Raw genomic sequence first — 26,123 nt, 5'->3', positions numbered from 1 at the left:
CAGTACTTAAATAAAAAACATCAAGGTTCCATGACAATATCAATCACCACGGCGCATTCAAGACCAAAGGGGAGATAACCGGCATAGCCGAGCAGGGGCATTTCAAACAGATGCAGTACATCAACATAGGGGATGGTGTACTGCCACCTGGCAAGGCTGTACATGTTAAACATCTCCCAGAAAAACCCGCACACCAGGGCGGCTGAGGCATAGGCCACCACCATGGTGAAATCGCCGGGAACCACACCAGAAAGGATATGGCGCCGGTTGAAAAGGATCCGGTATCCCAGAAGAACAAGCAACGGACAGACCCAGACCAGGGGAAAAAGTGCGTCCGGAAACATGGCCATCAGGCAAAGACAGACACAGGAACAGATCATCAGACAGATGGCAAAAGGCTTTGAGTTCAGGTACGGAACGGGCCTGCAATGTGCGAATCCGTTTTTAAAACGGTCAAAGGTCAAGAGATATGCTTTCGTAGTTTCCACGGCCGGTAGGACGGTTGAGAAACTCAATGTGGCCAGAAGAAAATACCGCCATGGACGATACTGGCTTGCCGAATAATACCAGTTTCCCACAAACCGGTTCAGGTATTCAAACACCCACCAGAACAGGGCACTGACAATAAACAGGCGCAGGAATTTAAGGGGAGATGTAAACAGGGGACACTGATTTTTCGACTGGTGGACCAGGGCGTTGACACTGACAATCCAGCAGATCCACAACGGAAAAAAGGTGTGGGGCTGGAAACGGACGAACCAGTCAAACCGCGTCCAGGCAATTATCCAGAAACAGGCAAGGCCTGAAAATGAAACAACGCCCCACCAGGGAAACGGTCCAGCAGCAGCCACAGATTTTTTCCTCGTGTGGATGAGGCCAACCTTCAGAAACGGCAGCGTGGCCGTAAGAATCAAGAGGATGAAAGCCATAAAGACCGGCAGGGAAAAAGTCCCATGGCAGGTGACGACCGGCTCGGGCGGAAATACAAGATAGGGCAGAACAGACTGCCCGTCAATAAGGACACCCAGCAGGGGAAAGATAAGGATCAGCCCAGTGGGTATGATCATATGGGTGAACGATTTATTCATGTCTTAGCGCATCAATGGGATTGAGGCGTGCGGCCTGGCGTGCGGGAAAATATCCGAAGACAATGCCCACTGCCCCTGAAAAGCAAAAGGCGATCAGGGTGATGACAGGGTCAAACACAAAGGGGACATGGAGCAGCTGTGTTCCGACTGCTGCCGTGGCAAGGCCCAGAAGGATTCCCACCAGACCGCCAAGCAGCGACAGAACCACCGCTTCCACCAGAAACTGCATGAGAACCTCTCGTTCCCTTGCACCAATGGCCAACCGGATACCGATTTCCCGTGTTCTTTCAGTGACCGAGACCAGCATGATGTTCATGATGCCGATGCCGCCGACCAGCAGACTCACTGCCGCCACAGCAGCAAGTAACATGGTCAGAATCCGGGTCGTCCCGGTCATGGTGCTGACCAGCTCCTGCATATTCCTGACATGGAAATTGTCATCCTGCCCAGTCCGGATACGTCGCCGTTCGCGCATCAGCCGCTCGGTGTCCAGCTTTGCCTTTTCCGTTGAAAGACTGTCCCTGGCAGACAGGTAGATGGCATCAATGTCCCGGTTGCCGGAAATACGCCGTTGAAAGGTACGAAGGGGTATCAGAACGATATCATCCTGGTCCGAGCCAAAGCTGGATTGCCCCTTGGATTTGAGCGTACCGATAATTTTACACGAAAGTTTCTGCAGGCGGATGGACGTCTCCAGTGGATCCATGGAACCAAAAATTTCCTTGTACACAGTGGCTCCCAGAAGGCAGACAGCTGTTCCGCTTTTCATTTCATTATCCGTAAAACGCCGGCCGGTTTCAATTTCCCAGTTTCTCACAAAAAAATAGTTATTGTCAGTACCGATGACCGAAGTAGACCAGTTTTCACTGCCGTATATGGCCTGGAGGTTTTTTGAGGCTGTGGGTGCCACGGCTGCCACACTGGAGATATCCCTGGCAATGGCTGCGACATCCTTGTAATCAAACGAAGGTGCGGCTTCATGTGCCCCCCCACGAACATCCTGGCCCGGCCTGACCATGAGCATATTACTACCCAGCTTGGAAATGTCTGAAGTTACCTGAAGTGTGGCACCTTTGCCCAGGGTGACCATGGTAATAACGGCTGCCACGCCTATAACAATGCCCAGAATGGTCAGCAGTGACCGAAGGGAATTGCGGCGGATCGCCCGCAGGGCCAGCAGGATCGTGTCCACTATCATTGGTTTGTTCCTTTGTTGATCTCTTCTGAATCAATCTTTCCATCAAGGAACCGGACAATCCGCCGAGCATAGGCAGCCATATTCGGATCATGGGTGACCATGAGAACCGTTATGCCGTTCTTGCGATTGAGGGCGCAGAGCAGTTCCATGATTTCACGGCTCCTGACCGTATCCAGATTGCCGGTGGGTTCATCTGCCAGCAATACCGCAGGCTCGGTAACCATGGCCCTGGCAATGGCCACCCGCTGCTGCTGCCCCCCGGACAATTCTCCAGGCGTATGGGTTTCCCGGCCGGCAAGGCCTACGGCTTCAAGAGCTCTTTTTCCCCGCCCATGCCTTTCGTTTGCCGAAACACGGCGGTAGATCAGGGGCAGTTCAATATTTTCAAGGGCTGACGTGCGATTGAGAAGATTAAATCCCTGGAACACAAATCCAAGGTAATGGCGGCGCAACAGCGCGCGCTGGTCCCGGGAGAGGGTTACCACATCAATGCCTTTGAACAGGTAACTGCCCGAAGTCGGCAGATCCAGGCATCCAAGGATGTTCATGGCTGTGGATTTTCCGGATCCGCTCGGTCCCATCACTGCCACAAAATCACCGTCATAAATTTTAAGGTCAATACGGTCCAGGGCCGTCATGGCTGCAGCGTCCCTGCCATAGACCTTGGTCACCTTTCTGAACTCGATCATCGGCTCATCTGAACAAAAAGGATCATGGATTGGCATGCCAGGGTTCATTTATTAGCCCCTATAATGTCCACCACCAGGGGAGCACCTGCCTGAATATCTCCGGATTGCACCGCTGTCATCTCTCCGTCTGAGAATCCAATGGTCAGGGGAACCTTTACCGGACTTCCCTCTTTGAGGATCCAGACGCTTCGCTGGTTTTTACTGGCCAGGGGTGCCCGGACGCGACGATTGCCCTGGCGCGCCGGCCGCCGGAACGGCAGAAGCATGCTCATAACGCTTCTGTTCTGGTCCGGGCGCTGGATTTCATTGACCGGCATTTCAAACCGTAGGGCAACATTGGGCACCAGGAGGGTATGTTTGAACTGCTCAACGATAATTTCTGCAGTGGCTGTCATACCCGGCCTCAGCAGCAGATCCCGGTTGTCAACCTTGAGGACTGTTTCATAGGTGACAACACCATTTACGGTCTGGGCAGCATACCGCACCTGGGTGATCGCTGCCGGAAATTTACGGTCAGGAAAAGCATCCACGGTAAATATGGCCTGCTGACCTTCTTTTACCTGGCCCACATCTGCCTCATCCACATCCACATGCAATTCCATCTGGTGAAGGTCGGCGGCCAGGATAAAGAGTACCGGGGCCTGCAGGGATGCAGCCACGGTCTGGCCGGGTTCTATGCCGCGTTTAAGAACAAGACCATTAATGGGTGAACGAATTTCCGCCTTGGACAGATCGGTGTCCCGGGCATCAAGCTCTGCCTGGGCTTCAGAGACCATTGCCTTTGCACTGACTTCATCTGCCTGGGCACGCTTTAAAATGGCCTCTGCAACATCCAGATCATTTAAGGCAGGCAACTTTTGATGGCTCAACTCGTGCAACATCTGCAGCCGTTTTAATTTACTGAGCGCTTCAAAAACAGTCGCCTGGGCCTGTACAACCCTGGCCCTTGCTGATTCCAGATTGGCTCTGGATTGAATGACCTGGGCATTGAGTTTCTCGGTATCCAGCCGGGCCAGCACCTGGCCTGTGGTTACCTGATCATTGTAATCAACGGCCACGCTTTTGATGATGCCGGAAAGTTCACTTCCCACATCTACCTGCTGGTTGGTAGGTGCAATTGTGCCCGTGGCCTCGATGGTCACTGTCATATCTCCCATTCGCGCAGGCTGGGTTTCATAGACTATTTTGCTGCTCTTTCCCGCATTCTTCCAGATAATGGCCACGAGAATCAATGCAACCATGAACAAGGCAGTAATGATGACAAAGACCTTAAAACCCTTTTTTGCACCCTTTGACCGGTTGATACCCAATTTTTTTTCAATTTCAGATTTTTGATCGGTTTTCTGATCCAATATTGTGTTCATGGGCTCTCTCTGTAAAATTTCAAGAATATCCTGATTTGTTTAATGCTTGGAAAAATTAATTTTTTTAATGGGCCTTTGTGGCACCACTCGCTGACAGCGGGGTCCAGCCACCACCAAGGGCCTTATAAAGCCGGATCAGATCAGAAGTGACCGCACCATTGCTTACGGCCAGCTGGTTCTGCAATGACAACAGCGACCGTTGTGCATCCAGCACCACCTGAAAATTGACCATGCCCGAAGCGTACTGGTCACGGGCAAGATCCAGGGCATCCTGCTGGGCCGTTGATGCCCCTAGGAGAGATTGCCGCCGTACCTGCTCACCGCCATAGGCAACCAGGGCATCTTCAACATCTTTAAGGGCGGTGAGAACCGCTTTTTCATATTCAATGGCGGCCTGTTGTGTCAAGGCATTCTGCACCTCAATGTTCTGCCGTAGGCGGCCGGCATCAAACAAGGTCCATGAAAATGCAGGTCCGATACTGAAGATCCGGCTGGCGGACTCAAACAGCAGATCATGGATGGAAAGGGCATCAAAACCGATTGACCCGTTTAGGGTGAACTGAGGATATTGTTCGGCCGTAGCCACGCCGACCCGTGCCGTCTGGGCGGCCAGTTGACGCTCTGCCTGGCGGACCGTGGGAATGCGGCGCAGCACTTCGGCAGGAACGCCCACGGCAATTTCCATGGGGGCAACCGGAACCGGTGCCGGCACTGAAAGCGCTTTGTAAAGGGTACCCGGATACTGGCCCAGCAGCAGGGCCAGTTGGTTCATGACCTGGCCAAGCCCGGTCTGCAGATCAGGAACAGATGCACGGGTTTCTTCCAGGCTGGATCTGGCCTGTTCCACATCCAGCTGGCTGGTCAGGCCTGCCTGGCGCTGCCATTGGGTCAACTGGAGGGTCTCTTCCTGCACTGCCAGGCTTTTTTGTGCAATGGCCAGCCTGGCCTGGAAAGAACGAACCCCAATATAATTCAGGGCAACTTCAGCCACAAGGCTCACCCGCACATCCCCCATGCTTTCCTGGTCCGCCTCAAGGTCTGCCGTGGCCGCCTCCCTTGCTCGTTGTACCCTGCCAAAAACATCCATCTCCCAGAAGGCGTCAAATCCTGCATTATAGGAACTGCCGGATTCATCATCCTGGTAACGTCTAACAGCAGAAGCGTCTGTTTTAATCGTCGGAAAGGCATCTGTACCGCTGATCAAAAGTCTCGCCCGGGCCTCACGCAGAACGGCACGGGTTTTACGAAGATCTAAATTGACATCAATGGCACGGGTTATCAGACCGGTCAGCACGGGATCATCGAGAACGATCCACCAGCTAGCCAGGGCTTTGCTGTCCAGGGGAACAGCAGACATCCCGCCGGTCATTTCAGGGGTCCATCTTCCAGGCATTCGGTTGAAACCGGGCGCGACATAATCCGGTCCCACAGGGACACAGCCCCCGGACAGCGCCATGAAAACCGTCACCAAGACAAACAATACCATGGCTGTATATAAGGCAGACCCTCTCCTGTGATGGATACCCCCGGCGGGTGTCTGTTCAGGTCCGGACGATATTTTCAGCCTCGATCCGGGTTGTTCCAGAAATCCTGTAATGTTTTTCATTTAAGACCCGAGGGTTTAATTCCAATCACCTATTGGTGTGTTGTTTGGATAAAACCAAGAACTGCCGTGTTATTCAATAGATCTGAAATGGTTTCTTGTCAAGGACAAGGAGGGGAACAAGTCGAACCGGGAAAGGCGCTTTATATTTTTTCGCCTTTGAACTGGCTCAGATAGAGATGGTGGTAAAACCCGTGCCGGTCCAGAAGCGTCTGGTGGGTCCCTGTTCAACGATCTTTCCGTTTTTGATTACCAGAACCTGATCGGCATCACGTATGATGCTCAGTCAGTGGGCAATCACGAAACTGGTCCGTTTTTTCATCAGATTGAGCAGGGCTGTCTGAATGCGGATTTCAGTGCGGGTGTCAACACTGCTGATGGCCTCATCCAGGATCAGAATCCCCGGATCCGCCAGAATGGCCCGGGCAATAGCCAGAAGTTGTCGCTGCCCCTGGCTGAGATTTCCGGCCCGTTCTGAAAGAGACGTTTGATATCCCTGGGGCAGAAGCTGGATAAAATGATCGGCATCTGCCGTTTGCGCTGCCCGGACACACTCGTGAGCTTTCCATAACGAATATTTTCAAGAACCGTATTGGCAAACAAAAAGGTATCCGGCAGAACCAGGCCAGTGCATCTGCGCCATTCAGCCTTGGCGATATTCAGGATATCTGTTTCGTCAATGGTGATCCGGCCGTGGTTGATCTCGTAAAACCGGGGAACCAGGTTGATATCAGCCCATAAATCCACTTTGATGACGCCATTCCATTGGCCCAGACATTGGAAAGCCGGCTCATCATCAGGAGCGGCACCATGGTCAATGCCAACCCCAGACTGGTATTGACCATGAGAATCAGGCTGCCGACCATGATCAGCGGTGCTCTGGTGCCGATGCGAAGGGAGATCAGCACCAGGCGCTGGACCGCGCTGGTGTCGCTTGACAGCCTCACCATGAGTTCACCGGTTTTCAGGTTGTCCAGATTACCAAGGGAAAAGCTCTGGATTTTCACAAACAACGCTTCCCTGAGATCACGGGCAACGCCCTCACCCACCTGAACGGAAAAGATATTATTGCGATGGCCATGCACATGCTCAACAGTGAGATACCGAGCATAAACACCCCGGTCCTGATGACGACCATCTGGTTGTTCTGGTGAATCCCCTGGTCAATGATCCTCTGGATCTTAGTGGCTTCCCCTGTTATTATTATTCATGTTTGTAATCCTTTAATCATATATGCTACCCTTAATAAAAAAACAAATCCCATGATCGAGGCGGCCCATGGTGATAAAAAATTTATTCAAACATTGGACATATCAAGTATTTTCTCCTGATACCGTATTAAAAAAAAAGTATCAATCGTTTAAAACCTTGCTGGCCCACGACAAAGCTGCCCACGAGCATCTGGCAATCCTGGAAGAGCTTTACTACTCCCCCAAACCATGGGATTTCCAGGCAGTGGTCAGACACTACGGGTTGTTGTCCCGTGCCGTAGCTGCAATGATTAACGCCCTTTTAGCCATCTGTCCATCCCGTTACCGGGATCTTGCGGCCTATCATAGAAAATTTGATTTTTATGTACGATATATTCTGGCCCCTCCAGTCGTTGATCTTTGTCCCCCCTACACTGTAGAATTCAAACTTGGGGCACCATCCGTTGAAGAATCCTTTCTTGGAAACAAAGCATCAACCCTGTTCCGCCTGGCATACACCCTCCATCTGCCAACACCCCGTGGATTTGTGATCACCACGAATGCCTTTCACTATTTTCTCTCCTTCAATGATATAGAGACCCCCATCAATGAAAAACTGGCAACCCTGGACATCGGCGATACACCTGACCTGGAAGAAACAGCTTCGGACATCGAACAGCTTATTATGGCTGCAACCATTCCCCAGGAAATTACAAAAGCAGTTAAAGACGCAATGGCTCAGCTACAAAAGCAGTGCGGCGCCCAGGTAAAGGTTGCCCTTCGAAGCAGTGCCGTAAAAGAGGATGGCAAAGCCTCTTTTGCCGGGCAATACCGAACCCTCCTCAATGTTGACGTTGCTGACATTTTAAACAGTTACAAACAAATCATTGCCGGAAAATATACCTCCCATGCCCTGTTTTACAGAATCAGCCGGGGTATCCTTGACAGTGAGACCCCCATGGCGGTACTGGTCCTTGAAATGATTGACACCCTGGCGTCCGGAGTGGTGTATACCCGGGATATAACCAATTCCCGTACAGACCAGTTGATAATTTGTTCCGTGGCGGGACAGGGAGATCAACTGGTGGGAGGCCGGGTATCACCGGATGTAATCAAAACTTCAAGGTGCCCCCCCTACGCCATCGTTCAGACCATTCCAGGGACCAATAGTCCCAGGGGGACCACCGGAGGCAAATTTCATCCACAAACAACGTATACCCTTTCCCATTCACAACAACAGCTCTCCCTGGATGAAGCCTCGGCACAAACCCTTGCCCGGTGGGCCATGACGCTTGAAGCCCACTTTGACCACCCCCAGGACATTGAATGGTGCAAGGATCAGTCCGGCAACCTGTTTGTTCTCCAGTCCAGGCCCCTGCACAGCCCTTTGGCCAGAATCCCAACGATAGAAACAGGGTCACAAACCATTAAAAACAAATGCCTCAGCGCCGGGGGTGAAACCGTGTGCCCAGGCACAGGGTCGGGGGCTGTTTATCGCCTTGAACATCCGTCACTATTGCAGGATGTTCCCCAAGGGGCAGTGCTGGTGGTCAGACACGGCCTGCCCCAATTTGTAACCGCCATGAATCGCCTGGCAGCGGCGGTGGTGGAAACCGGCAGCCGGGCCAGTCACTTTTCTTCCATTGCCAGGGAGTTTGGAGTGCCCACCCTAGTCAATGTTTACCAGGGATTCAACGAACTTGCCCAGGGTCATCGGGTCACTGTGGATGCCGACAATGGACGGATATATGACGGGGATGTACAAGAGCCAACGGACGGGCATCCCCCCCAAGACAACGACAACCCGGACATGGCGGTTTATCGGGAAAGCCTTTTCATGGATAAACTAACCTTTGTCATGGATTTTTCAACAAAACTTCGCCTATTCGATCCAAAGTCCAGTGACTTTTCCCCCCAGGGGTGCCGGTCCCTCCATGACATTATCCGGTTCGTCCATGAAACCGCTGTAAAGGAAATGTTTTTACAGGGACACAGAAAGGGCCACAGAAAAAAGGGTGCCCGGAAACTCATCTCCCCCATTCCCATGCTCTTTTACCTTTTGAATGTGGGCAGGGGCGTCACGCCCCATCCCATAAAAGCCACCACCCTGACTCCAGATGAGATCACCAGCCCTCCCATGAACGCTATTTTAAAGGGATTGATGGATCCAGGCGTCCACTGGTCCCAGGCCAGCCACTTTGATTGGGAAACCCACGACAGAATTATCATGTCCGGTGGTATTATTTCTGCGGATTCTCCCCGATTTGGCAGCTATGCCGTGGTATCCAGAAAATATGTGAACATCAACTTCAGGTTTGGTTATCATTTTGTTATCCTGGATACCTTCTGCACCCCCGCAGCCCTGGACAATTATATCCTCTTTCGATTTTCAGGGGGCGGCGGTGATCACACTGGACGGGTGTTAAGGGCCGCCTTTGTAAAAGGCGTTCTGACCCGGCTGGGTTTCATGGTAACGGTGCGATCGGATCTTGTGGATGCCGAGTACCGCCAGGGTTCCATTGAAACCATGGTGACCATCCTTGAAAACATTGGACGGCTTCTTGGGGCCACCAAACTCATGGACATGTATATCAAAAACACCCGGGACGTTGAATTAATGGTTGATGATTTCATGGGGGGCCGATATGATTTCAGGAATCACCCACAACTTCAGCAGATGCCAACACGATGACATCAGGAGATAAAATGCCCGCCTACCCGATCACATGGATTACCAACAGTATTTCCCTGGGCCATGCGCCCATGTCCTACGAAGAACTGGACTCTATCAAGGCCCAGGGAATTGATGCCATTGTTAACCTCTGTGCTGAATTCAGTGATCTCCATGAAATTGAAATGGCCGCAGGTTTTGAGGTCTATTATCTGCCCATATGGGATGAAGACGTCCCGGAAATGGATGCCATGGAAAAGGCCCTGGCCTGGCTGGATGAAGCCGTCTATCTGGGTAAAAAAATCCTGATCCACTGCCGCCACGGCATTGGCAGAACCGGCACATTCATCACCTCTTACATGATCCGCCGTGGCATGGACCTAAAGGCTGCCAAAAAAAATTTAAAATCCTCACGGGCCACCCCCACCAATTATGGCCAGTGGAAACTACTCAAACGCTACACCAAACAATCGGGTGTGCTCAAGATAAGGGAACCCTCCCTGGAACGCGACCACCGGGTGGACCTTAGTCATTTTTTTTCAGAGTATGAATCCCTTGTCCATGGAATAGACACCGTCCTTGGGACCCGGGCCGGCATTGATGGGGCAGAAAATGGTAAAAAACCCTGCGGCAAAGGAGACCATGAAGGATGCCGGCGTTCATTTAAGATGCAGATCATGGAGGTCATTTATATCAACTCCCGGATAAATCGTCAATTTGCCTCCCGGCAACGGGATATCTTCATCGCCAGGTCCATTAACGCCTCGAAAGAAAAAAATCCGGGCTGTCCGCTTAATAACGGATCCGGGTGTGCCATATTTGAATTTCGGCCCATAGGGTGCAGACTCTACGACAACCATGATAAGACCCTGGACCACCCTGGCATCCATGCCCTGGTGTCAGAACTTTCCCGCACTGTTTTCCTGGCTTTGTCCGGCCAGTTTCTGCCCCCCAATACCCTCTCCTTTTCCGTTGCCGACACTATTTCCGGAAAATTTGTTCAAGCCTATTTCCACCATATGATGGCCCTTGAACGGGCAAAAAGTTATTCCACATAAAAGTTCCAGATAGCCCCATACGCTCTCAGCTTTCAAGCACGTTTTTCACCTTCTCTTCCAACTCTTCCTTGTCAATGGGTTTCACACAATACTCGGCCGCTCCCATGGCCAGACACTCCCTGGCCGTCTCAATGGTAGGATACCCTGTGAGCATGATCACCCGGGTGGCGGGTGATCTTTTTTTCATCTCATCCAGCACTTCAACCCCGCTCATTCTTTTCAACTTCATGTCCAGGATAGCCAGGTCAACGGGATGGGAGGCCACATAGTCAATGGCATCCTCTTCTTCAGTAAAAGACACAACGGTGTGTCCCTTTCGTTCCAGAATCCGTTTTACCAGAAGGCCAGCATCCATTACATCATCCAGTGCAATAATAATTGCCATTCAACACTCCTTATACAGGTATGATCACAACATCGGCCATTTTGTCGAAGAACAAGCCGGGCTGCTGCAGGGTTCAAACCACATTTTTATCTGTGTCATCCAGCGGGCAGAGTAACAACAACCGACGTGCCCCTTTCCAATTTTTCTTCCGGCAGCGGCGGTGAAAAAACCTCAATGGTGCCGTTGTGCTCCTTGATGATACCAAAGGTCACAGACAGGCCAAGTCCAGTGCCCCTGCCCGGTCCCTTGGTGGTATAAAAAGGCTCAAACAATTTTTTCATATCAGCCTGGGCAATGCCATGGCCGGTGTCGGAAATGATTATTTTTACCTCTTTTTTTGTAATAGCCAACACGGTTTTGATCTGAATGGTCCCGTTTTCTTCTATGGCATCAAAGGCATTGTTCAACAGGTTAACACACACCTGTTTGAGTTTCTCCTTGTCACCTTTTATCCACAACTGCGGCTGATCATAGATACGTTCCACATTCACATGGCTCAACCCAAAGGTGTGCTCCACCACATCCAGCACCTCTTCAATGGCCCCATTCATATTAAAGGTTGTAATGATACGCTGGCTGGACCGTGAAAAGCTCAACAGGTCCGCCACAATTTTAGAACAGATGCGGGTCTGTTTTACAATGGTGGCAACATCCTTGTAGGTCTGGCCCTGGGGGGGAATATCCTCCAGCAGGATCTGGGCATATCCCAGAATAATGCCAAGGGGGGTGTTGATTTCATGGGCAACCCCTGCGGCAAGACGTCCCACCGATTCCATCTTCTGGGCATGTGTCAGCTGTTCCTGGACCTTTTTCAACTGGGTAATATCCCGGCCGCTGCACACAAGGCCCCCCACCCGGTCATGGTTCTGCAAAACAGCAACCTTGACCACATGCAGCCATTTTGTATCCTTGTTTTTTAAAAATTTGTTTTCCTTGACCAGAGATCCCCCCAATTCAAGGATCTGATGGTCTTCCAGATTATACTGCCGGGCAAGTGGCTCTGCAAAAAGATCGTCATTGAACCGGCCCACAATCTGATCTTGTTGTTTAGCGAGTATATCGCAAAAGGCCCGGTTCACCGAGACATAACGGCCTTCATGGTTCTGGAGGGAAATAAAATCGGGAATGGCATCCAGGATGGTCTGAAGCCGGATTTTCTGCTCGCTCAATACCCGCTCGGCACTTTTGAGCTCGGAAAGGTTCCCCTTTAATGACAGGGTCATGGCATCAAAACTTTCTGCCAGGCTCTGGATTTCATCGCCTGAACATCGTTTGTACACCTGGCACTGCTGGCAGGAATCAATTTTCCTGGCATATTCTCCTTCCACACAGGTCGGGCACAGGGTGCCTGCCATGTACCAGCAGCGATGGTGATAATTTTTATATGCCGGGCAATCGTTTCGGTGGCACTGCATAATATCCCAACAGTTTTTCCCCAGCATGGGGGCTGTTTTCACATCAAAATTGCCCCGCAATACCTGTTCCGAGGATTCATGGAGTTTTTGGATTCTTTGGGTCACGGATTTTAAAACAAAGGTCCCCACAATTCCGGCCATGCAGATGGTCGCTAAAATGGTGATCACAGCTGAAATCATGATCTTGTCCACGGCCGATTCAGCCCGGGTACGCAACAGCCCCACCCGCAATGTGCCCAGTCGATCCTGGTTGATAAAAATAGGCACGGCATAATCGTAGATCAACTGCTCCCCGGTGTCTAAAAGCTTCATGGCGTTTTGGCCATTGGCAGCAACGGTGTTGACGGACTTTAATGCCGTTGGGAATCCGTTTTTAAACGAGTGGATCAGGGGGGCGTTGCGGCTGTCCAGAACAAAGGCGTAAAAAATATCCGTTTCCAACTGTACTGTTTCATCCACCAGCACCCGCATTCGTAAAAAATCCATGGCCAGCATGGGTTCCACCATGCGTGCAGACAGACTTTTGCCAATGGAAATGCCGTGGGTTTTTATCTCCTTTAGCAGTGTCTGTTTCATGGTATGGCTGAACCAGAAGAAAAATACCAGGCCCTGGATGAGCAGCAGCAAAAAAAAACCAGCGTATATTTTACTGCGAAATCCCGGTTTCATTTGTCACTCCTTAATTCTTGCGGCAAGAGCCCTCACCGAATCAAAGTCCGAATCACACCCGGGGATCACACCCACAAAATGCGCAGCCTCCAGGATGGAGCGATGGGCTTCATCATGGATATCCAGTCGTTCCAGGGCCTGGCCTACCTTTTTCACAATGGTGACGTCCAGATCTTTTCTGGCCGCATAGACCCAGCCGGGAAAATGAGGCGTCATGGCAACAACGCGTATCTTGTTCAAATCAATCTTTCCGGCCACCACCGCCAGGGCCCCCTCACGGATGGTGCCAATATCATACTTTCCCGCAAAAACCGAAAGAATGACCTTTTCCTGCTTTCCGCCAGGGCCGGGGGCAAAAGCAATCTCACTGAAATCAGATTTTGTAATACCATTGTCAAGAAAAAGTCCCAAAGGAAAGAGAAATCCCCCTGCAGATGTGGCATCCACGGCAATCCAGCGCTTGCCGCTGCAATCGGCCAGTGCGGTGATGGCAGCGTTGTCCCTTCGACAGATAATCTGCCCCCGAAAAGTTTTCCGGTTATCGCCTTCAATGCTTCGGGCAAAGGCCCTGGCACCATAACGTCCGGCAATTTTCACATATACAAATGGATTGGAGAAGGAGATGTCCACCTTTTTTTCCCCCACCATTTTCATGTGCTGTTCAAAGGTGTCGGGAAAAATCTGTCGGATATTCAACCCGGTCTCAACACACAGATACTTGATCAGGGCATTGTGCCGGGTGTGGGAAACCGTATGGGAATACTGGGGAAGATAGGCATAGGAGATGCTGTCAGGCTCCACCGTTGGAATGACCTCTTCTGTGAGGCTGAGATCCACCTTGGTGGCAGACGGCTGATCTTCACACCCCAGGACGAAAAACAAACAAACCACCATGACCCATACATATCTCACTGTTTTCCTCCGTAGGTTATGTCAGGGAGTTATGACAACATCGTCCAGTCCAAAACGGGCCAGGGCAAAAATGGATTACCCGGCAGTGCCTGACCGCGTTTTATTTTGCCTTTGTTTTTTATCAACATACCACCAGAATGACAAGACAACCAGTAATTTTACCTGCCGCGGCTTGTGAAGATCCCGGGAACCCTGCATGTTTCCCGAACAAAAGTGCAATAACGCCAACCCCATGTAAGCGTTAATAACCAGCTGTTTTCACATGAAATAAAAAAAATTACCGTTGGATTTTATTGACAATAACACCTGCAATATGATTGACTGCCAAACTCAGTGACAAAAATTAAAACGATCAGCAGGAGGAGAAAAGAAGTATGAGAGGGATAAGAGTCCATCACTTTTTAGCAATTTTATGGGTATGCGCCAGTGTTTCATCTGCCTGGGCCAATGAAACGACACCAGGGGTTACAAAAGCCTATTCTCTTGGAGAAATTGTCGTAACAGACAAAATGCCGACCAACAAAGCCATTACAACCATGGAGATTACCGACGTTGACATTGAAAACAGAAATGCAAAAACCCTGGATAAAGCACTGGAACTTTTACCGGGAATAGATGTGAGCAATGGCGCCCAGGGAACACCCCGAATTAACATACGGGGATTTCGAAGCCGGCATACGGTCCTTTTGTTGAATGGCATCCCCATCAACTCCACCTATGATGGTCAATTTGATCCCCACCTCATTCCAACGGAAAATATTTCAAAAATAAAAGTATCCTATGGCAACAATTCTGTTCTGTATGGCCAGGGCGGACTTGCGGGTGTGATCAACATCATCACCAAACAAGGCACCAAGGGATTCCATGGCGAGGCCTCAGGCGAAATGGATGAGCGGGGCAACCCCTACAGCCGAGCCAATGTATCCGGCGGCAATGAAAGGGCGAATTTCTTTGTCAGTGTGAGCAACAAGGATTCCGAAGGGTTTCTGCTCTCGGATGACTTTAAAGAAACCCCATTTGAAAACGGCGGAATCCGGGAAAACAGTGACGATGAAAGAACCAGCTTTTTTGGCAATATCGGCTTTCACATGAACGATGATATAAACCTGGGACTGACCCTGGAAAGATCCGCCGGTGAATATGGCACCCCTTCCACCACCATTGACAACGATATGGATCCTCTTTTTGCTAAAAATTTAAAATATGACCGAACAGAAAATTTTGATACCTTTTCAGCACAACTCGCAATCGAGTATCATCCAAAAGGCATCCTGGGCGTCAGGGCCTGGGGATTTACCAACAACCATGAGGAAGACCTGGACAGGTACGATGACGACACCTATTCAACGCAAGACAGCAAGGGCAGCTATTCCACCACCGACGAGACCACCATCACCGGCGGCACCCTGCAGACCAGTCTTGATTTCAAATCTTCAGGTACGGCTGTGTTCTCGTTTTCAGGTCAGAATGAAAAATATACCTCTGATGGACAGGAGGTGCTCAAGAAAAATACCCCGGCCGAAGCCTTTTACCTGGACAATGAAGTGGACATCTACTCCGCAGGCCTTGAATACAAGGTCCAATTGTTCTCTGCACTGGATATGGTCATGGGCTACAGCCACCACTGGCAGTCCAGGGATGTCGGCAGTGATGACGACAAGGGCAGCTACATGATCGGTGCCAGCACAGACATCACAGAGACCACAACCATCAGGGCCTCCTATGCCAGACAAATACGCTTCCCGTCCCTTAAACAGCTCTACGAACCGGGCGGAGCCGGCAACAGCGAACTTTCCCCGGAACAATCCTCAAATTATGAGGCCGGTGTCACCCAGCAACTGCCATGGCAGATGGAGATGGACCTGGCCGTGTTTCAAAATAACGTGGAAGACTATATTGAAAAGGATTCAGCGGATCAGAATCAAAACAACGAAGAATATGAATTCAAGGGTGTTGAAGCTCGCCTGACCAAGGCAATCATGGACAAGGGCACCATCGGCATCGCCTATTCCTACCTGCACACTGAAGACAAATCCTCCGGCACCGAAAAAGACGAACTGCAATATCGGCCCACCCATAAATTCACGATTGACATGACCTACAAATGGGATTTCGGGTTGACGGCCCATGCCGACTTCATGCGGGTGGCCAAACAGTATTATTATTCAACAGATGAAGATCTTCCCCTTGAAAAGCGGCGCCTGGACGACTATTCCATCATCAATCTCAAACTGGAACAAAAACTGTACAAAGAGAATCTATTTGTCTACCTGGGTGTTGACAATCTTTTGGACGAAGCATACGAAGAATCCTATGGCTATCCCCAATCGGGCCGGACCTCCTATGCCGGATTGCGGATAAAGTTTTAGATTCAGATGAACAAATCACAGCAAAGGCATCGAATGTGGTTTTACACCCTTATTCTAACGCCACCGCTGGTTCTGATTTTTATCTCTGTTTTCCTGGGCCGATATCCCATATCTGTTTCAGAAATTTTTGCCCTTTTGTTCTCACCGTTCACAGGCCGTAATCTCGATGCCACCCACCTGTCTGTCATCATGTATGTCCGATTGCCCCGGGTTCTACTGGGGGCCATGGTGGGTGGCAGTCTTGCCGTGAGCGGGGCTGCCTTCCAGGGGCTTTTCAGAAATCCCCTGGTCAGCTCAGGCATGCTGGGTGTCAGTTCCGGTGCCGGCTTTGGGGCGGCTTTGGCCCTTATTTTATTTAAAGACTTTTTTTACGTATACCCGTTCGCCTTTGGATTCGGCCTCATGGCTGTGTTCCTCTGTTTTTTCATCGGCCGAATGACCGCGTCCACCCAGTCCATCACCCTGGTTCTGGGCGGTGTAATTGTGGGTTCCATCTTTTCGGCCCTGATTTCATTTTTAAAATATGTGGCCGATCCCTTTGACGAACTGCCCGCCATTGTTTTCTGGCTCATGGGAAGCTTGACCCGGGCAGAATACAGCCAGATTCTCACGGCAGGTATCCCCATGGTCCTGGGTTCCGGGGGGTTGATGGTCATCCGCTGGCGCCTGAACGTCCTGGCCATGGGAGACAAAGAGGCCCAGTCCCTGGGCATAAGGGTAAATATCGACCGATTTTTCATCATTGCCTGTGCCACCCTGGCCACGGCAGGTGCGGTTTGTGTCAGCGGGGTGATCGGCTGGGTCGGACTCGTGGTCCCCCACATGGGCCGGATGATCATCGGGAACAACAACAGGGACCTGATCCCGGTCACCTTCTCCATGGGGGCAACGTTTCTCGTGCTGGTGGATGATATCAGCCGCCTGATCACCAGCAGTGAAATGCCCCTGGGAATTTTAACCGCCTTGATCGGCGGTCCGTTTTTTATTTACCTGTTAAAACAAACCAAGGGCCGGGAATGGTAAAAGAGGTGATATGGCCCTGTTGACCCTGGAAAACGGTGAATTTTCATTTGGCAAAACCCAGGTTTTCAAGGGGGTGAACCTGGCTGTTTCAAAGGGAGAGACCCTCTGTCTGCTGGGGCCCAACGGATGTGGAAAAACAACACTCATAGACTGCATCCTCGGCATCAACCCCCTTACCTCGGGAGAAATAACCCTTGACGGTCAGTCAGTTAAAGGCGTTTCCCCCAGACAAATGGCACAAAGGGTCGCCTATGTTCCCCAGAAGCATACCCGTCATTTCTCCTTTTCAGTGCTGGATGTTCTTCTCATGGGAAGGGCACCCTACACCTCCTTTTATGCATCGCCAGATGACGCTGACGTCGCCCTGGTAGAAGAGACCCTTGAATCCATGGACCTTTCCCATCTGAAAAACCGGGACTATACCCGCCTGAGCGGAGGAGAAACCCAGTTGGTCATGATCATGCGGGCCCTGGTCCAGGATACCCCCGTGATTGTCATGGATGAGCCCACTGCCCACCTGGATTTCAAACATGAACTCATCGTACTGGAAACCATTGTCAGGCTGGTAAAAGAGAGAAAACGGACCCTTATCATGGCCACCCATTTTCCCAACCATGCCTTTTATCTTGAAAATGAAGGCATTTCAGTTCAAGTGGCCTTCATGGACCAGCAAAGGGTTTACCTGGCAGGATCTCCTTCCCGGGTATTAACCGAAAAAAACCTTGAATCGTTTTACAGGGTCAAAACATCGGTGATTACCCATGGCATACCTGGGAAAGGCACTGTCAAACACATCATTCCCATTCAAACCATGGACACAGATCAATGAGAATAAACTTTTTTTTACGCCACGCTGTTTTTTTCATATCCATACTATTGAGCTTCTCTTTTTCCGGAACGGTTTTCGGGTCCGATTCTGTCACGGTCATGGACTCCACCGGCAAGGTCCTTACCCTTGAGTCTCCCCCCCGTCGCATTGCCTGCCTCTATGCCTTTTGCGGCCATGTGGTCACCATGCTGAACCGGGGGCAGGATATGGTTGCTGTTGTCAACGGATTAAAACGAGACCTGCTGCTGCACCGGCTCGTTCCGGGCATCAACCTTCTGCCCGTCCCTGCCAAAGGGGGAATTATCAACATTGAAGCGCTGTTAAAGACCCAGGCGGACATCGTGTTTCTCAAACCTGAAACCGCAACCATTACGGCGGAAATAAAAAAACTCCAACGGTTTAATCTCCCCTATTTTGTGGCAGGCTATCACAGCATGGAAGAACAGATGGAGATTATTGAAAACATGGGGAAGGTCATTGGGCGTGGGGAAAAAGCCCGTGAGTATACCCGGTATTATCGAGATGTGATTCATCGGGTCCGCTCCAGAACGGCCCACATTCCCAAAGACAAACGCGTCCGCCTCTACCATTCGGTCAATGAACCTTACCGAACCGACGCCCCGGGCACCATTGAAACGGACTGGACAACGGCCTGCGGAGTCAACAATGTCTCTGTGGGAGCGTCATTGCAGGGCAAAGGCAATAAGAATTTTGCCGGCATCGAGCAGATCCTTCTTTGGGACCCTGAAGTGATCATTGTGAATGAAGACGGGGTGGATCAATTGATCCTCAACGATAAAAAATGGTCACCCATTCAAGCCGTTCAGGACCAGCGGGTATTTTCCATTCCCGTGGGCATCTCCAGGTGGGGACATCCAGGTGGACTCGAAACGCCCCTTGCCATCCTCTGGACGGCCAAAAAAGTCTACCCCAACCTCTTCCAGGACATTGATCTTAAACGAGAAATCATCGTATTTTATCACACTTTTTTCAATCTTGACCTGGACGAAGCCCTGATCGACAAAATCCTTGGCAACACCGGCATGCGGCAGACATCATCCTGAAACTATTCCCAGGACGGTTCACGCTTAAGCAGCCACCAGTCATACAACCCATGGCAATCCCCTTGTTCGTTGTGACCGGACGCCTCCCCTCGCTCCGACCCTGCCGGTTATAAAACAAGCTCCCCGTTTTCATCAAATCCCAGAAGGGCCTTTTCAAGGACTTCAGCACTGTCCATGGCTTTTAGCTGGGGCAAAAGGGCCTGGCTTGCCCAGAACTCCTGGACATGGCGGGTGTCCCGGATGATGACAGCCCGGACACTCGAGGGATCCATGGGACCCAGGGTGGAAAACGCCGCCTGAATGGCCTTTTCATCATTGGGCAGGCGAATGGGAATGAACGCCTTTCGCAGGGACATGCTGGTCATGGCGTTCATGAGAGTGGCTTCATAGTCCAGCCCGTTAAACACCTTGTCTGTGATGATATCGGCATTACCAAGGCCTATGGCATTCCCTGCTGTTTTACGGGAAAGGTTAAGAACGGCAATGCGGCCTGCCCTGAGACTTTTTGAAAAATCATCTTCCATCAGATCATAGGTTCTGCCCGTGACATTGGGGTCCATGCCTGAGCCACTGATTTCCTTGCCGATCTCCTGGACAACCAGAACCTCCAGTTCGTTGAACGGGAGTCGGGGAAAATGACGCCTGGCCATGGCCAGCAGCTTTTCCTCCTTTTCAAACAGCTCTGCTGCCATGGGGGTTTCGATTGCCATGGTATTGTCAAAGAAATCCTCCACAAGAGCAATGCCGAAGCAAAAATTACCCTTGTCAATAATTTCATCTCCCATGGCTTTGAGAAGGGCCGAGAATCCATATTTCAGGGCCATGTTGTGGTAAACCAGGGCACCCTCATGCTTTCCCATTCCAACGCACAGCATTTTATAAAGCCCGCTTTCCACAGCACCCTTGAACTTTGTATGGGGTTTTATCCGGTTGATGCAGATGGTATGGTCCATTGCAAGGGCATCCCGGGAAAAATAAACCGGCACTTCGCCCATAACCGCTCCCACCCTGTCAACCGCCATGGAAGAAACAATGGGTGCCCCGCAGATCGACTGTGTGATGCCCAGTCGTTCAAGCACCCGGGTCTGACCGTCCGCCGTGGCGTTGCCGTGGCTGCCCATGGCTGGAATGATAAAGGGCCTCGCGCCCATTTCTCGAAGACAACGGCAGAGAATTTTCATCAGCACCGAGACATTGGCGATACCACGGCTACCCACGCCGATTGCAACCCTCTGACCGGAGCGAATGCCAGACTGTGGCAGTATCTGGTTCAAACGTTCCTCAAGAACCATCCCGGGTTTCTCCAGGCCCCTGGCGGGATGATTTATTTTCACACGATAGAAATGGGGAAAAATAAATTTATTTTCAATGTAGGGGGGATACCGCATTAAACTCCTGGAAGAATTAATCGCTTTGTATTGACAGAAAATAAAGTTTCTGATTATAAAATTTAAAGTCAGATGTCCGACATCTGACAAATTTATATTAACGATTGAATAGCACCGCACCCCATATCGTGTAAAGTAAAACTTGAGCCTGTTTGCCGGATCAATTAAAGATTCACCAGCAGAAAACAACATTCTGCGGGTCCAGATATTAACTGTCTTTAATTAAAGGAGAAACGGATGTTAAAAAAAACGCTATTTTCACTGATCGCCATTACCCTGGCATTATCATTCCAGGTAAAAAAATCAGCCGCCGGCGAAAGCCTGATCCTGGCAACGGCAACCACCGGAGGTACCTATTATCCAGTAGGGGTTGCCATCGGCACCCTTGTGAGCATCAAGCTTGCGAAAGATCACCAGATAACGGCTACTGCCATCAACTCTGCCGGATCTGGAGAAAATATCCAGATGTTGAAAAACAAGGAGGCCCACATGGCCATCCTCCAATCCCTGTACGGCCTTAATGCCTACCGGGGAGAAGGCCCCTATGCCGGCAAACCCATGAAGGATTTTTGTTCAATTACCATGCTATGGGAAAATGTAGAACACTTTCCCCTGCTCAAAAAATATGCGAAAACGGGAACCATCAGCGATCTTGCAACCATCCAGGGGAAAAAATTTTCCATTGGAAAAAGGGGTAGCGGCACCGAAGGTTCCGGCCGCACCATCCTCAATGCCATGGGCATTGATCCGGAAAAAGAGATGACCCTGGAGTACCTGGGTTATACCCCCACGGCCCAGGCCATGATGGACAATAGAATCATCGGAGGAAATATTCCTGCAGGCCCCCCGGTCGCATCCATCACCCAGCTTTTTGCCCAGTTAGGTGATAAAAAAATAACTGTCCTTGATTTCACAGACGCTCAACTCCAGACCATCCAGGCGAAATTTCCCATTTGGAACCGATTTGTCATCAAAGCCGGCACCTACCCCGGCCAGGAAAAAGAGATCAACACCATTTCCCAGCCCAATTTCCTGGCAGTCCATCCCGATGTTTCCGAAGAGACCGTCTACCTGATCACCAAAACCATATATGAAAACCTGACCTTTCTTGGCAATATCCACAAGGCCACCAAGGTCATGCGACTGGAAAAAGCCATCAGCGGCCTACCTGTCCCCCTGCATCCCGGTGCGGCAAGATACTACAGGGAAATGGGCATAAAAATTCCTGAAACCCTGTTGTAAGTATTTAACACCAAAGATACAGCATGGCAGGATCTGTTTGTAATTGGACCTGCTGCGCCACACCCCAGGAGTCTCCATGTCCAACAAATCCCAAGGCGTTATTGAAGACAGCAGTGGCGAAGTGGTGGTGAGCCAGAGAAAGCTTTCGCCGGGTTTAACCAAAACCCTGTACTGGACAGGGGTTGCCATGTCCCTTTTTCATATCTGGGTCAACACCGTGGGTATCATGCCCGAGATTCAACGCAATGCCGTCCATTTTGGATTCATCCTGTTCATGGGGTATATCATCTACCCCTTCAGCGTCAAAACAGCCCTGGGACTCAAATGGCTGGATCTGGGCCTTGCCCTTCTCTCCATTGCCACGGCAGCCTATCTATTGCTGTTTGAAAATGCCCTCCATGCCCGCAACGAGGTCCCCATCGTCCCGGACCTGATATTCGCGGGAATTGCCATCATTCTCATGCTGGAAATCACCCGGCGCACGGCAGGATACATTATTCCCGGCATTGCCCTCTTTTTTCTGGGGTATGCCCTGTGGTTCGGCAAATACATGGGAGGCATATGGAATTTTCCAGGGGTTAATATTCAACGGATGCTCTACCGAATGTATTTTGCACCGGACGGTATCTTTGGCACCATTGCCACCATCTCTTCGACCTTTGTTTTTCTCTTTGTGCTCTTTGCCTCCTTTTTGTTGAAATCCGGTGCCGGGGATTTTATCATCCAACTCTCCATTGCCATGATGGGGAAAATGATCGGAGGCCCGGCCAAAATGGCCGTTTTTGCAAGCGGGCTCATGGGTTCCATATCCGGAAGTGCCGTGGCCAATACCGTGGGTACAGGCTCCATCACCATTCCCCTGATGAAACGGGTGGGGTTTAGTGCACAATTTTCCGGTGCGGTTGAGGCAGCCGCTTCCACGGGAGGACAGCTCATGCCCCCCATCATGGGCGCCGGCGCCTTTATCATGAGCCAGTGGACCCAGATTCCCTACCTTACCATCGTGGGGGTAGCCATTATTCCTTCGTTCATGTATTTTTTAAGTGTTGGTTTTTTTGTACACCTGCGGGCAAAAAAAATGGGCCTCAAACCCATGGAAGACGCAGATATTCCAAAAATTATGGACGTTCTCAAACAGGGGTGGAACTTTTTTATTCCCATTGCCGTATTGATCGGTCTGTTGATGAGTGGTTTTACCCCCACCTATTCCGCCTGTGCAGGGATTGCATCCATTGTGGCGGCAAGCTGGCTGAACAGAAAAACCCGCATGGGCGTCAAAGATATCCTGGACGCCTTTGCACAAGGCGCCAGGGGCATGGTTACCACCGGGGTAATTCTGCTCTGTTCGGGCATTGTCATTGGCGTGGTTCTAATGGTGGGGGCGGGCATTAAGTTTTCCATCATGATCTCCGCCATTTCCGGAGGCAGCCTGCTGGTCACCATTGTTCTGATTGCCCTTGCATCCCTGGTTCTTGGCATGGGCCTTCCCGTGACAGCCTCCTACATCGTACTGGCCGTGCTGGCAGCCCCATCCATGGAAATGCTGGGTGCCTCCCTCCTCAGTGCCCACATGCTCATCTTCTGGTATTCCCAGGATGCCAATGTAACGCCGCCGGTCTGCCTTGCGGCCTATTCAGCTGCGGGCATTGCAGGCAGTTCTCCTTTGGCAACGGGATTTGAATCCTGGAAACTTGCCAAGGGACTCTATATCATTCCCATGCTGTTTATCTATACGCCCATTCTCTTTGAAGGCCCCCTGTGGCAGGTAGCTGAAACCACCCTGGCAGGCCTATCCGGTCTTTTCTGTTTTACCGCCTTTTTTGAAGGATTCCATAAAATCCGGCTGAACTGGGGGCTGAGATCTCTTTATCTTGTGGCTGCATTTCTTCTGCTCTGGCCCATGATCTACCTCCACGTCCTAGGCGTCGTGCTTCTCACAGTTTTATACCTTGCCCAGAAAACAAGAATTTTGATCTGAAACAAATCCACAATGGGTTAAGGATGTTACTGTCATTGTTGGATCTTTACCTCATAAGTTTCAAAAAAGCCGTTTCCAAAAGTTTGATCTGCATGGCATGGAGAAGGATATAGGATGCTTGATGGATATCAATCCGGGACAAATTTGCCAACAGGGCACAGGACTTCATAAGGGGCTCATTGCCGGGCAGACGAAACTCAGTGACGATATAATTTTCAATGGTTTTATTATACGCCACCAGCGCACTTTTCGACATATTTGCAAATTTCACCTTTTCCCTGGGCGTTGCAGTTAATTTATCGATCAGTATCTCAATGGCAGCCGCCACGGTCCTTGGAAATTTTTCTTCAATTGAATCCATAGTGAACCCACCCCAACCTTGCCGATGTTTTAGTTATCGCACTTGCCATGACCGTTACAATATATCTAAAATATATAGACATAAAACAACAAAAAGCAATCCTGATTGAAAATCAGATGGGATGTTTTTGTTATGCCTGGAAAAAAATCCGCCGGGAAACACAGATCCCTTTGCATCGTTTTCTGAATCACAAACTGTGACAATATGGGAAGACCCACATCCCGATCAGACCTATTGAGCCTTTGATGGCGCTCGGTAGATGGGATAGAAGACAAGCCATTTCGCTCAAGTTATAAAAATTGCGACCCCTAGGCCATGGACCATAAAAACTTGAACCCAATCAGTATTAAAACACTGCCCAGCACCCGTTTAACACTCTGGGGATTCATCTTTTTCTGCATAACCCGGGTGCCAAGATATCCCCCGGTCCAGGCGGCCAGCCCGGCAAAAACAAGAATTTTAACGGACACCGATCCCATGGCAGCATAGGTGATAAATGCTGAAAACGATGAAAAAGGCACTGAAAAGGCCGTGACCATGGCCACTTTTTTGGGATTAAATCCCTGGACCACCATCAGGGGGGAAATGATGCCGCCCCCACCCACACCAAGAAGTCCTGAGACAAATCCGGCCAACACGCCGACACCTGAGGGACCTGCAACGGGCCGGTCTTCCCGGTACTGGTCTGCATATTTTGAGCTCTTGAAAAAAATCATCATGGAACCGGAAAAGAGTAAAAAACCGATAAAAACAAAAAGAAGGGTCTGGGTGGGTAAAAAATGACCGGCCCAGGCGCCCACCGGTGCCATTACCATGGACGAAACAATTATGGGAAGCCCCAGTTTTACATCCAGTTTCTTTTCCCTGAAATTGGACCAGGTGGCCCCGAGCATGCTCAAGCAGTTAACAAAAAGCCCGGTGGGCCGGGCCAGGTTAAAGGGAACACCGATCCAAGTTAAGGCAGGAATGAGAATAACGGCCGACCCCACGCCGCCCAATGCGAAAAAAAAACTTAAACAGAATGAAAGAAAAGCAATGATGAGAATATGGGATTCCATTTTAACCTGTCCTTTATTACCATGGGAAAAAAATACCGGCAGGCAGCTGTACCTACCGGTATGGAGATCAGATCACATTTTGACCAGAGGGCCGGGCTTGAATGCCAGGGCCATATCCTCGGAAGAGGCCGTCAGTCCCTTAACCTCCTCATACCCGTTGGCCAGAAGATAGGTGTAGGCCATTGCCCCCCTGAATATTGAAGAGCAGAAGGTGACGATGAATTTGTCCCTGGGCACCTCGTCCAGCCGGTCCGGTAAATGATTTAAAGGAATATGCAGGACAAAGGGAAAAGAAAGGTATTTCACTTCCTCATCTGTCCGGACATCCAGAAACAAGAAATGATCGTTGCCGAGCACTTTGCGCATTCCTTCGATGCTCATGCCGTGCTCGCCGGAACCGAAAAAGTGAAGATCCATTTCCCTAAAAGCCTGATTCAGATAGCTCATAACAGTTAACTCCTTAGTTCGTCGTGTTTGTACGTTGATAAAAGTCCCTGTGGGCCAGCCAGGCAAGGCCGGCGGACAGGGACAGAATAAAAATGTTCCTCAACCAGGTCAGGATATTCATG

The 26,123-nt window shown here is 50.5% G+C and carries 22 protein-coding genes; 8 read left to right on the top strand and 14 right to left on the bottom strand.

Features of this window, described 5'->3' with window-relative positions; genetic code table 11:
• Positions 1-20: 20 nt before the first annotated feature.
• The 7 genes from HRM2_RS08105 to HRM2_RS28295 all read right to left on the bottom strand — a co-directional run bounded on the left by HRM2_RS08105 (position 21) and on the right by HRM2_RS28295 (position 6,949).
• Entirely contained in the window at positions 21-1,088 is a 1,068-nt protein-coding gene (locus HRM2_RS08105; protein WP_015903528.1) for a hypothetical protein, read from the bottom strand.
• A complete protein-coding gene (locus HRM2_RS08100; protein ID WP_015903527.1) occupies positions 1,081-2,286 on the bottom strand; it encodes an ABC transporter permease in 1,206 nt (401 codons plus the stop codon). The genes HRM2_RS08105 and HRM2_RS08100 overlap by 8 nt, the downstream gene beginning before the upstream one ends.
• The gene (locus HRM2_RS08095; RefSeq protein WP_015903526.1) at positions 2,283-3,023 is read right to left on the bottom strand and encodes an ABC transporter ATP-binding protein; all 741 of its coding nucleotides are present in this window, start codon (positions 3,021-3,023) and stop codon (positions 2,283-2,285) included. Before HRM2_RS08095 ends, HRM2_RS08100 begins: the two co-directional genes overlap by 4 nt.
• Complete coding sequence (locus tag HRM2_RS08090; protein ID WP_015903525.1) at positions 3,020-4,339, bottom strand: efflux RND transporter periplasmic adaptor subunit; 1,320 nt, start codon at positions 4,337-4,339, stop codon at positions 3,020-3,022. Before HRM2_RS08090 ends, HRM2_RS08095 begins: the two co-directional genes overlap by 4 nt.
• A gap of 64 nt (positions 4,340-4,403) precedes the next feature.
• Positions 4,404-5,945, bottom strand: coding sequence for an efflux transporter outer membrane subunit (locus tag HRM2_RS08085; RefSeq protein WP_015903524.1), 1,542 nt, complete (start codon positions 5,943-5,945; stop codon positions 4,404-4,406).
• 283 nt (positions 5,946-6,228) lie between these two features.
• Positions 6,229-6,447: an ATP-binding cassette domain-containing protein gene (locus tag HRM2_RS28300; protein WP_408605353.1), complete on the bottom strand. Its 219-nt coding sequence runs from the start codon at positions 6,445-6,447 to the stop codon at positions 6,229-6,231.
• Positions 6,448-6,601: 154 nt separating this feature from the next.
• Entirely contained in the window at positions 6,602-6,949 is a 348-nt protein-coding gene (locus HRM2_RS28295) for an ABC transporter transmembrane domain-containing protein (protein WP_408605352.1), read from the bottom strand.
• Positions 6,950-7,310: 361 nt separating this feature from the next.
• Here HRM2_RS28295 and HRM2_RS08070 point away from each other — a divergent pair, with 361 nt between their 5' ends.
• Together HRM2_RS08070 and HRM2_RS08065 are read left to right on the top strand one after the other, a co-directional pair.
• Positions 7,311-9,824, top strand: coding sequence for a PEP/pyruvate-binding domain-containing protein (locus tag HRM2_RS08070; RefSeq protein ID WP_232364226.1), 2,514 nt, complete (start codon positions 7,311-7,313; stop codon positions 9,822-9,824).
• 14 nt (positions 9,825-9,838) lie between these two features.
• Positions 9,839-10,861, top strand: coding sequence for a protein-tyrosine phosphatase family protein (locus HRM2_RS08065; protein ID WP_015903521.1), 1,023 nt, complete (start codon positions 9,839-9,841; stop codon positions 10,859-10,861).
• A 25-nt stretch (positions 10,862-10,886) separates the two neighbouring features.
• Here the strand turns inward: HRM2_RS08065 and HRM2_RS08060 are convergent, their stop codons facing one another.
• From HRM2_RS08060 to HRM2_RS08050, 3 genes are all read right to left on the bottom strand, one after another.
• Positions 10,887-11,246, bottom strand: coding sequence for a response regulator (locus HRM2_RS08060; RefSeq protein WP_015903520.1), 360 nt, complete (start codon positions 11,244-11,246; stop codon positions 10,887-10,889).
• A gap of 95 nt (positions 11,247-11,341) precedes the next feature.
• Complete coding sequence (locus tag HRM2_RS08055) at positions 11,342-13,330, bottom strand: ATP-binding protein (RefSeq protein WP_015903519.1); 1,989 nt, start codon at positions 13,328-13,330, stop codon at positions 11,342-11,344.
• Between the two features lie 3 nt (positions 13,331-13,333).
• The gene (locus HRM2_RS08050; protein ID WP_202944695.1) at positions 13,334-14,242 is read right to left on the bottom strand and encodes a phosphate/phosphite/phosphonate ABC transporter substrate-binding protein; all 909 of its coding nucleotides are present in this window, start codon (positions 14,240-14,242) and stop codon (positions 13,334-13,336) included.
• Between the two features lie 374 nt (positions 14,243-14,616).
• Between HRM2_RS08050 and HRM2_RS08045 the strand changes: the two genes are divergently transcribed.
• From HRM2_RS08045 to HRM2_RS08030, 4 genes are read left to right on the top strand one after another with little or no spacing between them, the layout of a single operon-like run.
• The gene (locus HRM2_RS08045) at positions 14,617-16,611 is read left to right on the top strand and encodes a TonB-dependent receptor (RefSeq protein ID WP_015903516.1); all 1,995 of its coding nucleotides are present in this window, start codon (positions 14,617-14,619) and stop codon (positions 16,609-16,611) included.
• Between the two features lie 6 nt (positions 16,612-16,617).
• Positions 16,618-17,634, top strand: a complete 1,017-nt coding sequence (locus tag HRM2_RS08040; RefSeq protein WP_015903515.1) for a FecCD family ABC transporter permease — start codon at positions 16,618-16,620, stop codon at positions 17,632-17,634.
• Between the two features lie 10 nt (positions 17,635-17,644).
• Complete coding sequence (locus HRM2_RS08035; RefSeq protein ID WP_015903514.1) at positions 17,645-18,463, top strand: ABC transporter ATP-binding protein; 819 nt, start codon at positions 17,645-17,647, stop codon at positions 18,461-18,463.
• A complete protein-coding gene (locus tag HRM2_RS08030; RefSeq protein ID WP_015903513.1) occupies positions 18,460-19,527 on the top strand; it encodes an ABC transporter substrate-binding protein in 1,068 nt (355 codons plus the stop codon). The genes HRM2_RS08035 and HRM2_RS08030 overlap by 4 nt, the downstream gene beginning before the upstream one ends.
• A gap of 107 nt (positions 19,528-19,634) precedes the next feature.
• Here the strand turns inward: HRM2_RS08030 and HRM2_RS08025 are convergent, their stop codons facing one another.
• Positions 19,635-20,915, bottom strand: a complete 1,281-nt coding sequence (locus tag HRM2_RS08025) for a nickel pincer cofactor-dependent isomerase, group 22 (RefSeq protein WP_015903512.1) — start codon at positions 20,913-20,915, stop codon at positions 19,635-19,637.
• Between the two features lie 237 nt (positions 20,916-21,152).
• On the opposite strand from HRM2_RS08025, the gene HRM2_RS08020 reads away from it, so the two are divergent.
• Positions 21,153-22,157, top strand: coding sequence for a TAXI family TRAP transporter solute-binding subunit (locus tag HRM2_RS08020; protein ID WP_015903511.1), 1,005 nt, complete (start codon positions 21,153-21,155; stop codon positions 22,155-22,157).
• A 76-nt stretch (positions 22,158-22,233) separates the two neighbouring features.
• On the top strand, positions 22,234-24,135 hold the full coding sequence (locus HRM2_RS08015; RefSeq protein WP_015903510.1) for a TRAP transporter permease: 1,902 nt from the start codon (positions 22,234-22,236) through the stop codon (positions 24,133-24,135).
• A 46-nt stretch (positions 24,136-24,181) separates the two neighbouring features.
• Here HRM2_RS08015 and HRM2_RS08010 read toward each other — a convergent pair whose 3' ends face one another.
• The 3 genes from HRM2_RS08010 to HRM2_RS08000 all read right to left on the bottom strand — a co-directional run bounded on the left by HRM2_RS08010 (position 24,182) and on the right by HRM2_RS08000 (position 26,001).
• On the bottom strand, positions 24,182-24,496 hold the full coding sequence (locus HRM2_RS08010; RefSeq protein WP_015903509.1) for a hypothetical protein: 315 nt from the start codon (positions 24,494-24,496) through the stop codon (positions 24,182-24,184).
• A gap of 308 nt (positions 24,497-24,804) precedes the next feature.
• A complete protein-coding gene (locus HRM2_RS08005; protein ID WP_015903507.1) occupies positions 24,805-25,554 on the bottom strand; it encodes a sulfite exporter TauE/SafE family protein in 750 nt (249 codons plus the stop codon).
• A gap of 72 nt (positions 25,555-25,626) precedes the next feature.
• Entirely contained in the window at positions 25,627-26,001 is a 375-nt protein-coding gene (locus HRM2_RS08000; protein WP_015903506.1) for a rhodanese-like domain-containing protein, read from the bottom strand.
• Between the last annotated feature and the right edge of the window lie 122 nt (positions 26,002-26,123).

This window comes from Desulforapulum autotrophicum HRM2, from assembly GCF_000020365.1.
Taxonomy (GTDB): domain Bacteria; phylum Desulfobacterota; class Desulfobacteria; order Desulfobacterales; family Desulfobacteraceae; genus Desulforapulum; species Desulforapulum autotrophicum.
The sequence above is the reverse complement of the archived record's forward strand: the minus strand, read 5'-3'. Positions and strand labels throughout refer to the sequence as shown.

Excerpts from the sequence above, each read along its gene's own strand:
- HRM2_RS08090 (WP_015903525.1), bottom strand. The coding sequence starts at position 4,339 with ATGAACACAATATTGGATCAGAAAACCGATCAAAAATCTGAAATTGAA.
- HRM2_RS08055 (WP_015903519.1), bottom strand. The coding sequence starts at position 13,330 with ATGAAACCGGGATTTCGCAGTAAAATATACGCTGGTTTTTTTTTGCTG.
- HRM2_RS08105 (WP_015903528.1), bottom strand. The coding sequence starts at position 1,088 with ATGAATAAATCGTTCACCCATATGATCATACCCACTGGGCTGATCCTT.
- HRM2_RS08025 (WP_015903512.1), bottom strand. The coding sequence starts at position 20,915 with ATGCGGTATCCCCCCTACATTGAAAATAAATTTATTTTTCCCCATTTC.
- HRM2_RS08030 (WP_015903513.1), top strand. The coding sequence starts at position 18,460 with ATGAGAATAAACTTTTTTTTACGCCACGCTGTTTTTTTCATATCCATA.
- HRM2_RS08035 (WP_015903514.1), top strand. The coding sequence starts at position 17,645 with ATGGCCCTGTTGACCCTGGAAAACGGTGAATTTTCATTTGGCAAAACC.
- HRM2_RS08085 (WP_015903524.1), bottom strand. The coding sequence starts at position 5,945 with ATGAAAAACATTACAGGATTTCTGGAACAACCCGGATCGAGGCTGAAA.
- HRM2_RS08010 (WP_015903509.1), bottom strand. The coding sequence starts at position 24,496 with ATGGATTCAATTGAAGAAAAATTTCCAAGGACCGTGGCGGCTGCCATT.
- HRM2_RS08015 (WP_015903510.1), top strand. The coding sequence starts at position 22,234 with ATGTCCAACAAATCCCAAGGCGTTATTGAAGACAGCAGTGGCGAAGTG.
- HRM2_RS08065 (WP_015903521.1), top strand. The coding sequence starts at position 9,839 with ATGCCCGCCTACCCGATCACATGGATTACCAACAGTATTTCCCTGGGC.
- HRM2_RS08000 (WP_015903506.1), bottom strand. The coding sequence starts at position 26,001 with ATGAGCTATCTGAATCAGGCTTTTAGGGAAATGGATCTTCACTTTTTC.
- HRM2_RS08100 (WP_015903527.1), bottom strand. The coding sequence starts at position 2,286 with ATGATAGTGGACACGATCCTGCTGGCCCTGCGGGCGATCCGCCGCAAT.
- HRM2_RS08045 (WP_015903516.1), top strand. The coding sequence starts at position 14,617 with ATGAGAGGGATAAGAGTCCATCACTTTTTAGCAATTTTATGGGTATGC.
- HRM2_RS08040 (WP_015903515.1), top strand. The coding sequence starts at position 16,618 with ATGAACAAATCACAGCAAAGGCATCGAATGTGGTTTTACACCCTTATT.
- HRM2_RS08005 (WP_015903507.1), bottom strand. The coding sequence starts at position 25,554 with ATGGAATCCCATATTCTCATCATTGCTTTTCTTTCATTCTGTTTAAGT.
- HRM2_RS08060 (WP_015903520.1), bottom strand. The coding sequence starts at position 11,246 with ATGGCAATTATTATTGCACTGGATGATGTAATGGATGCTGGCCTTCTG.
- HRM2_RS08095 (WP_015903526.1), bottom strand. The coding sequence starts at position 3,023 with ATGAACCCTGGCATGCCAATCCATGATCCTTTTTGTTCAGATGAGCCG.
- HRM2_RS08020 (WP_015903511.1), top strand. The coding sequence starts at position 21,153 with ATGTTAAAAAAAACGCTATTTTCACTGATCGCCATTACCCTGGCATTA.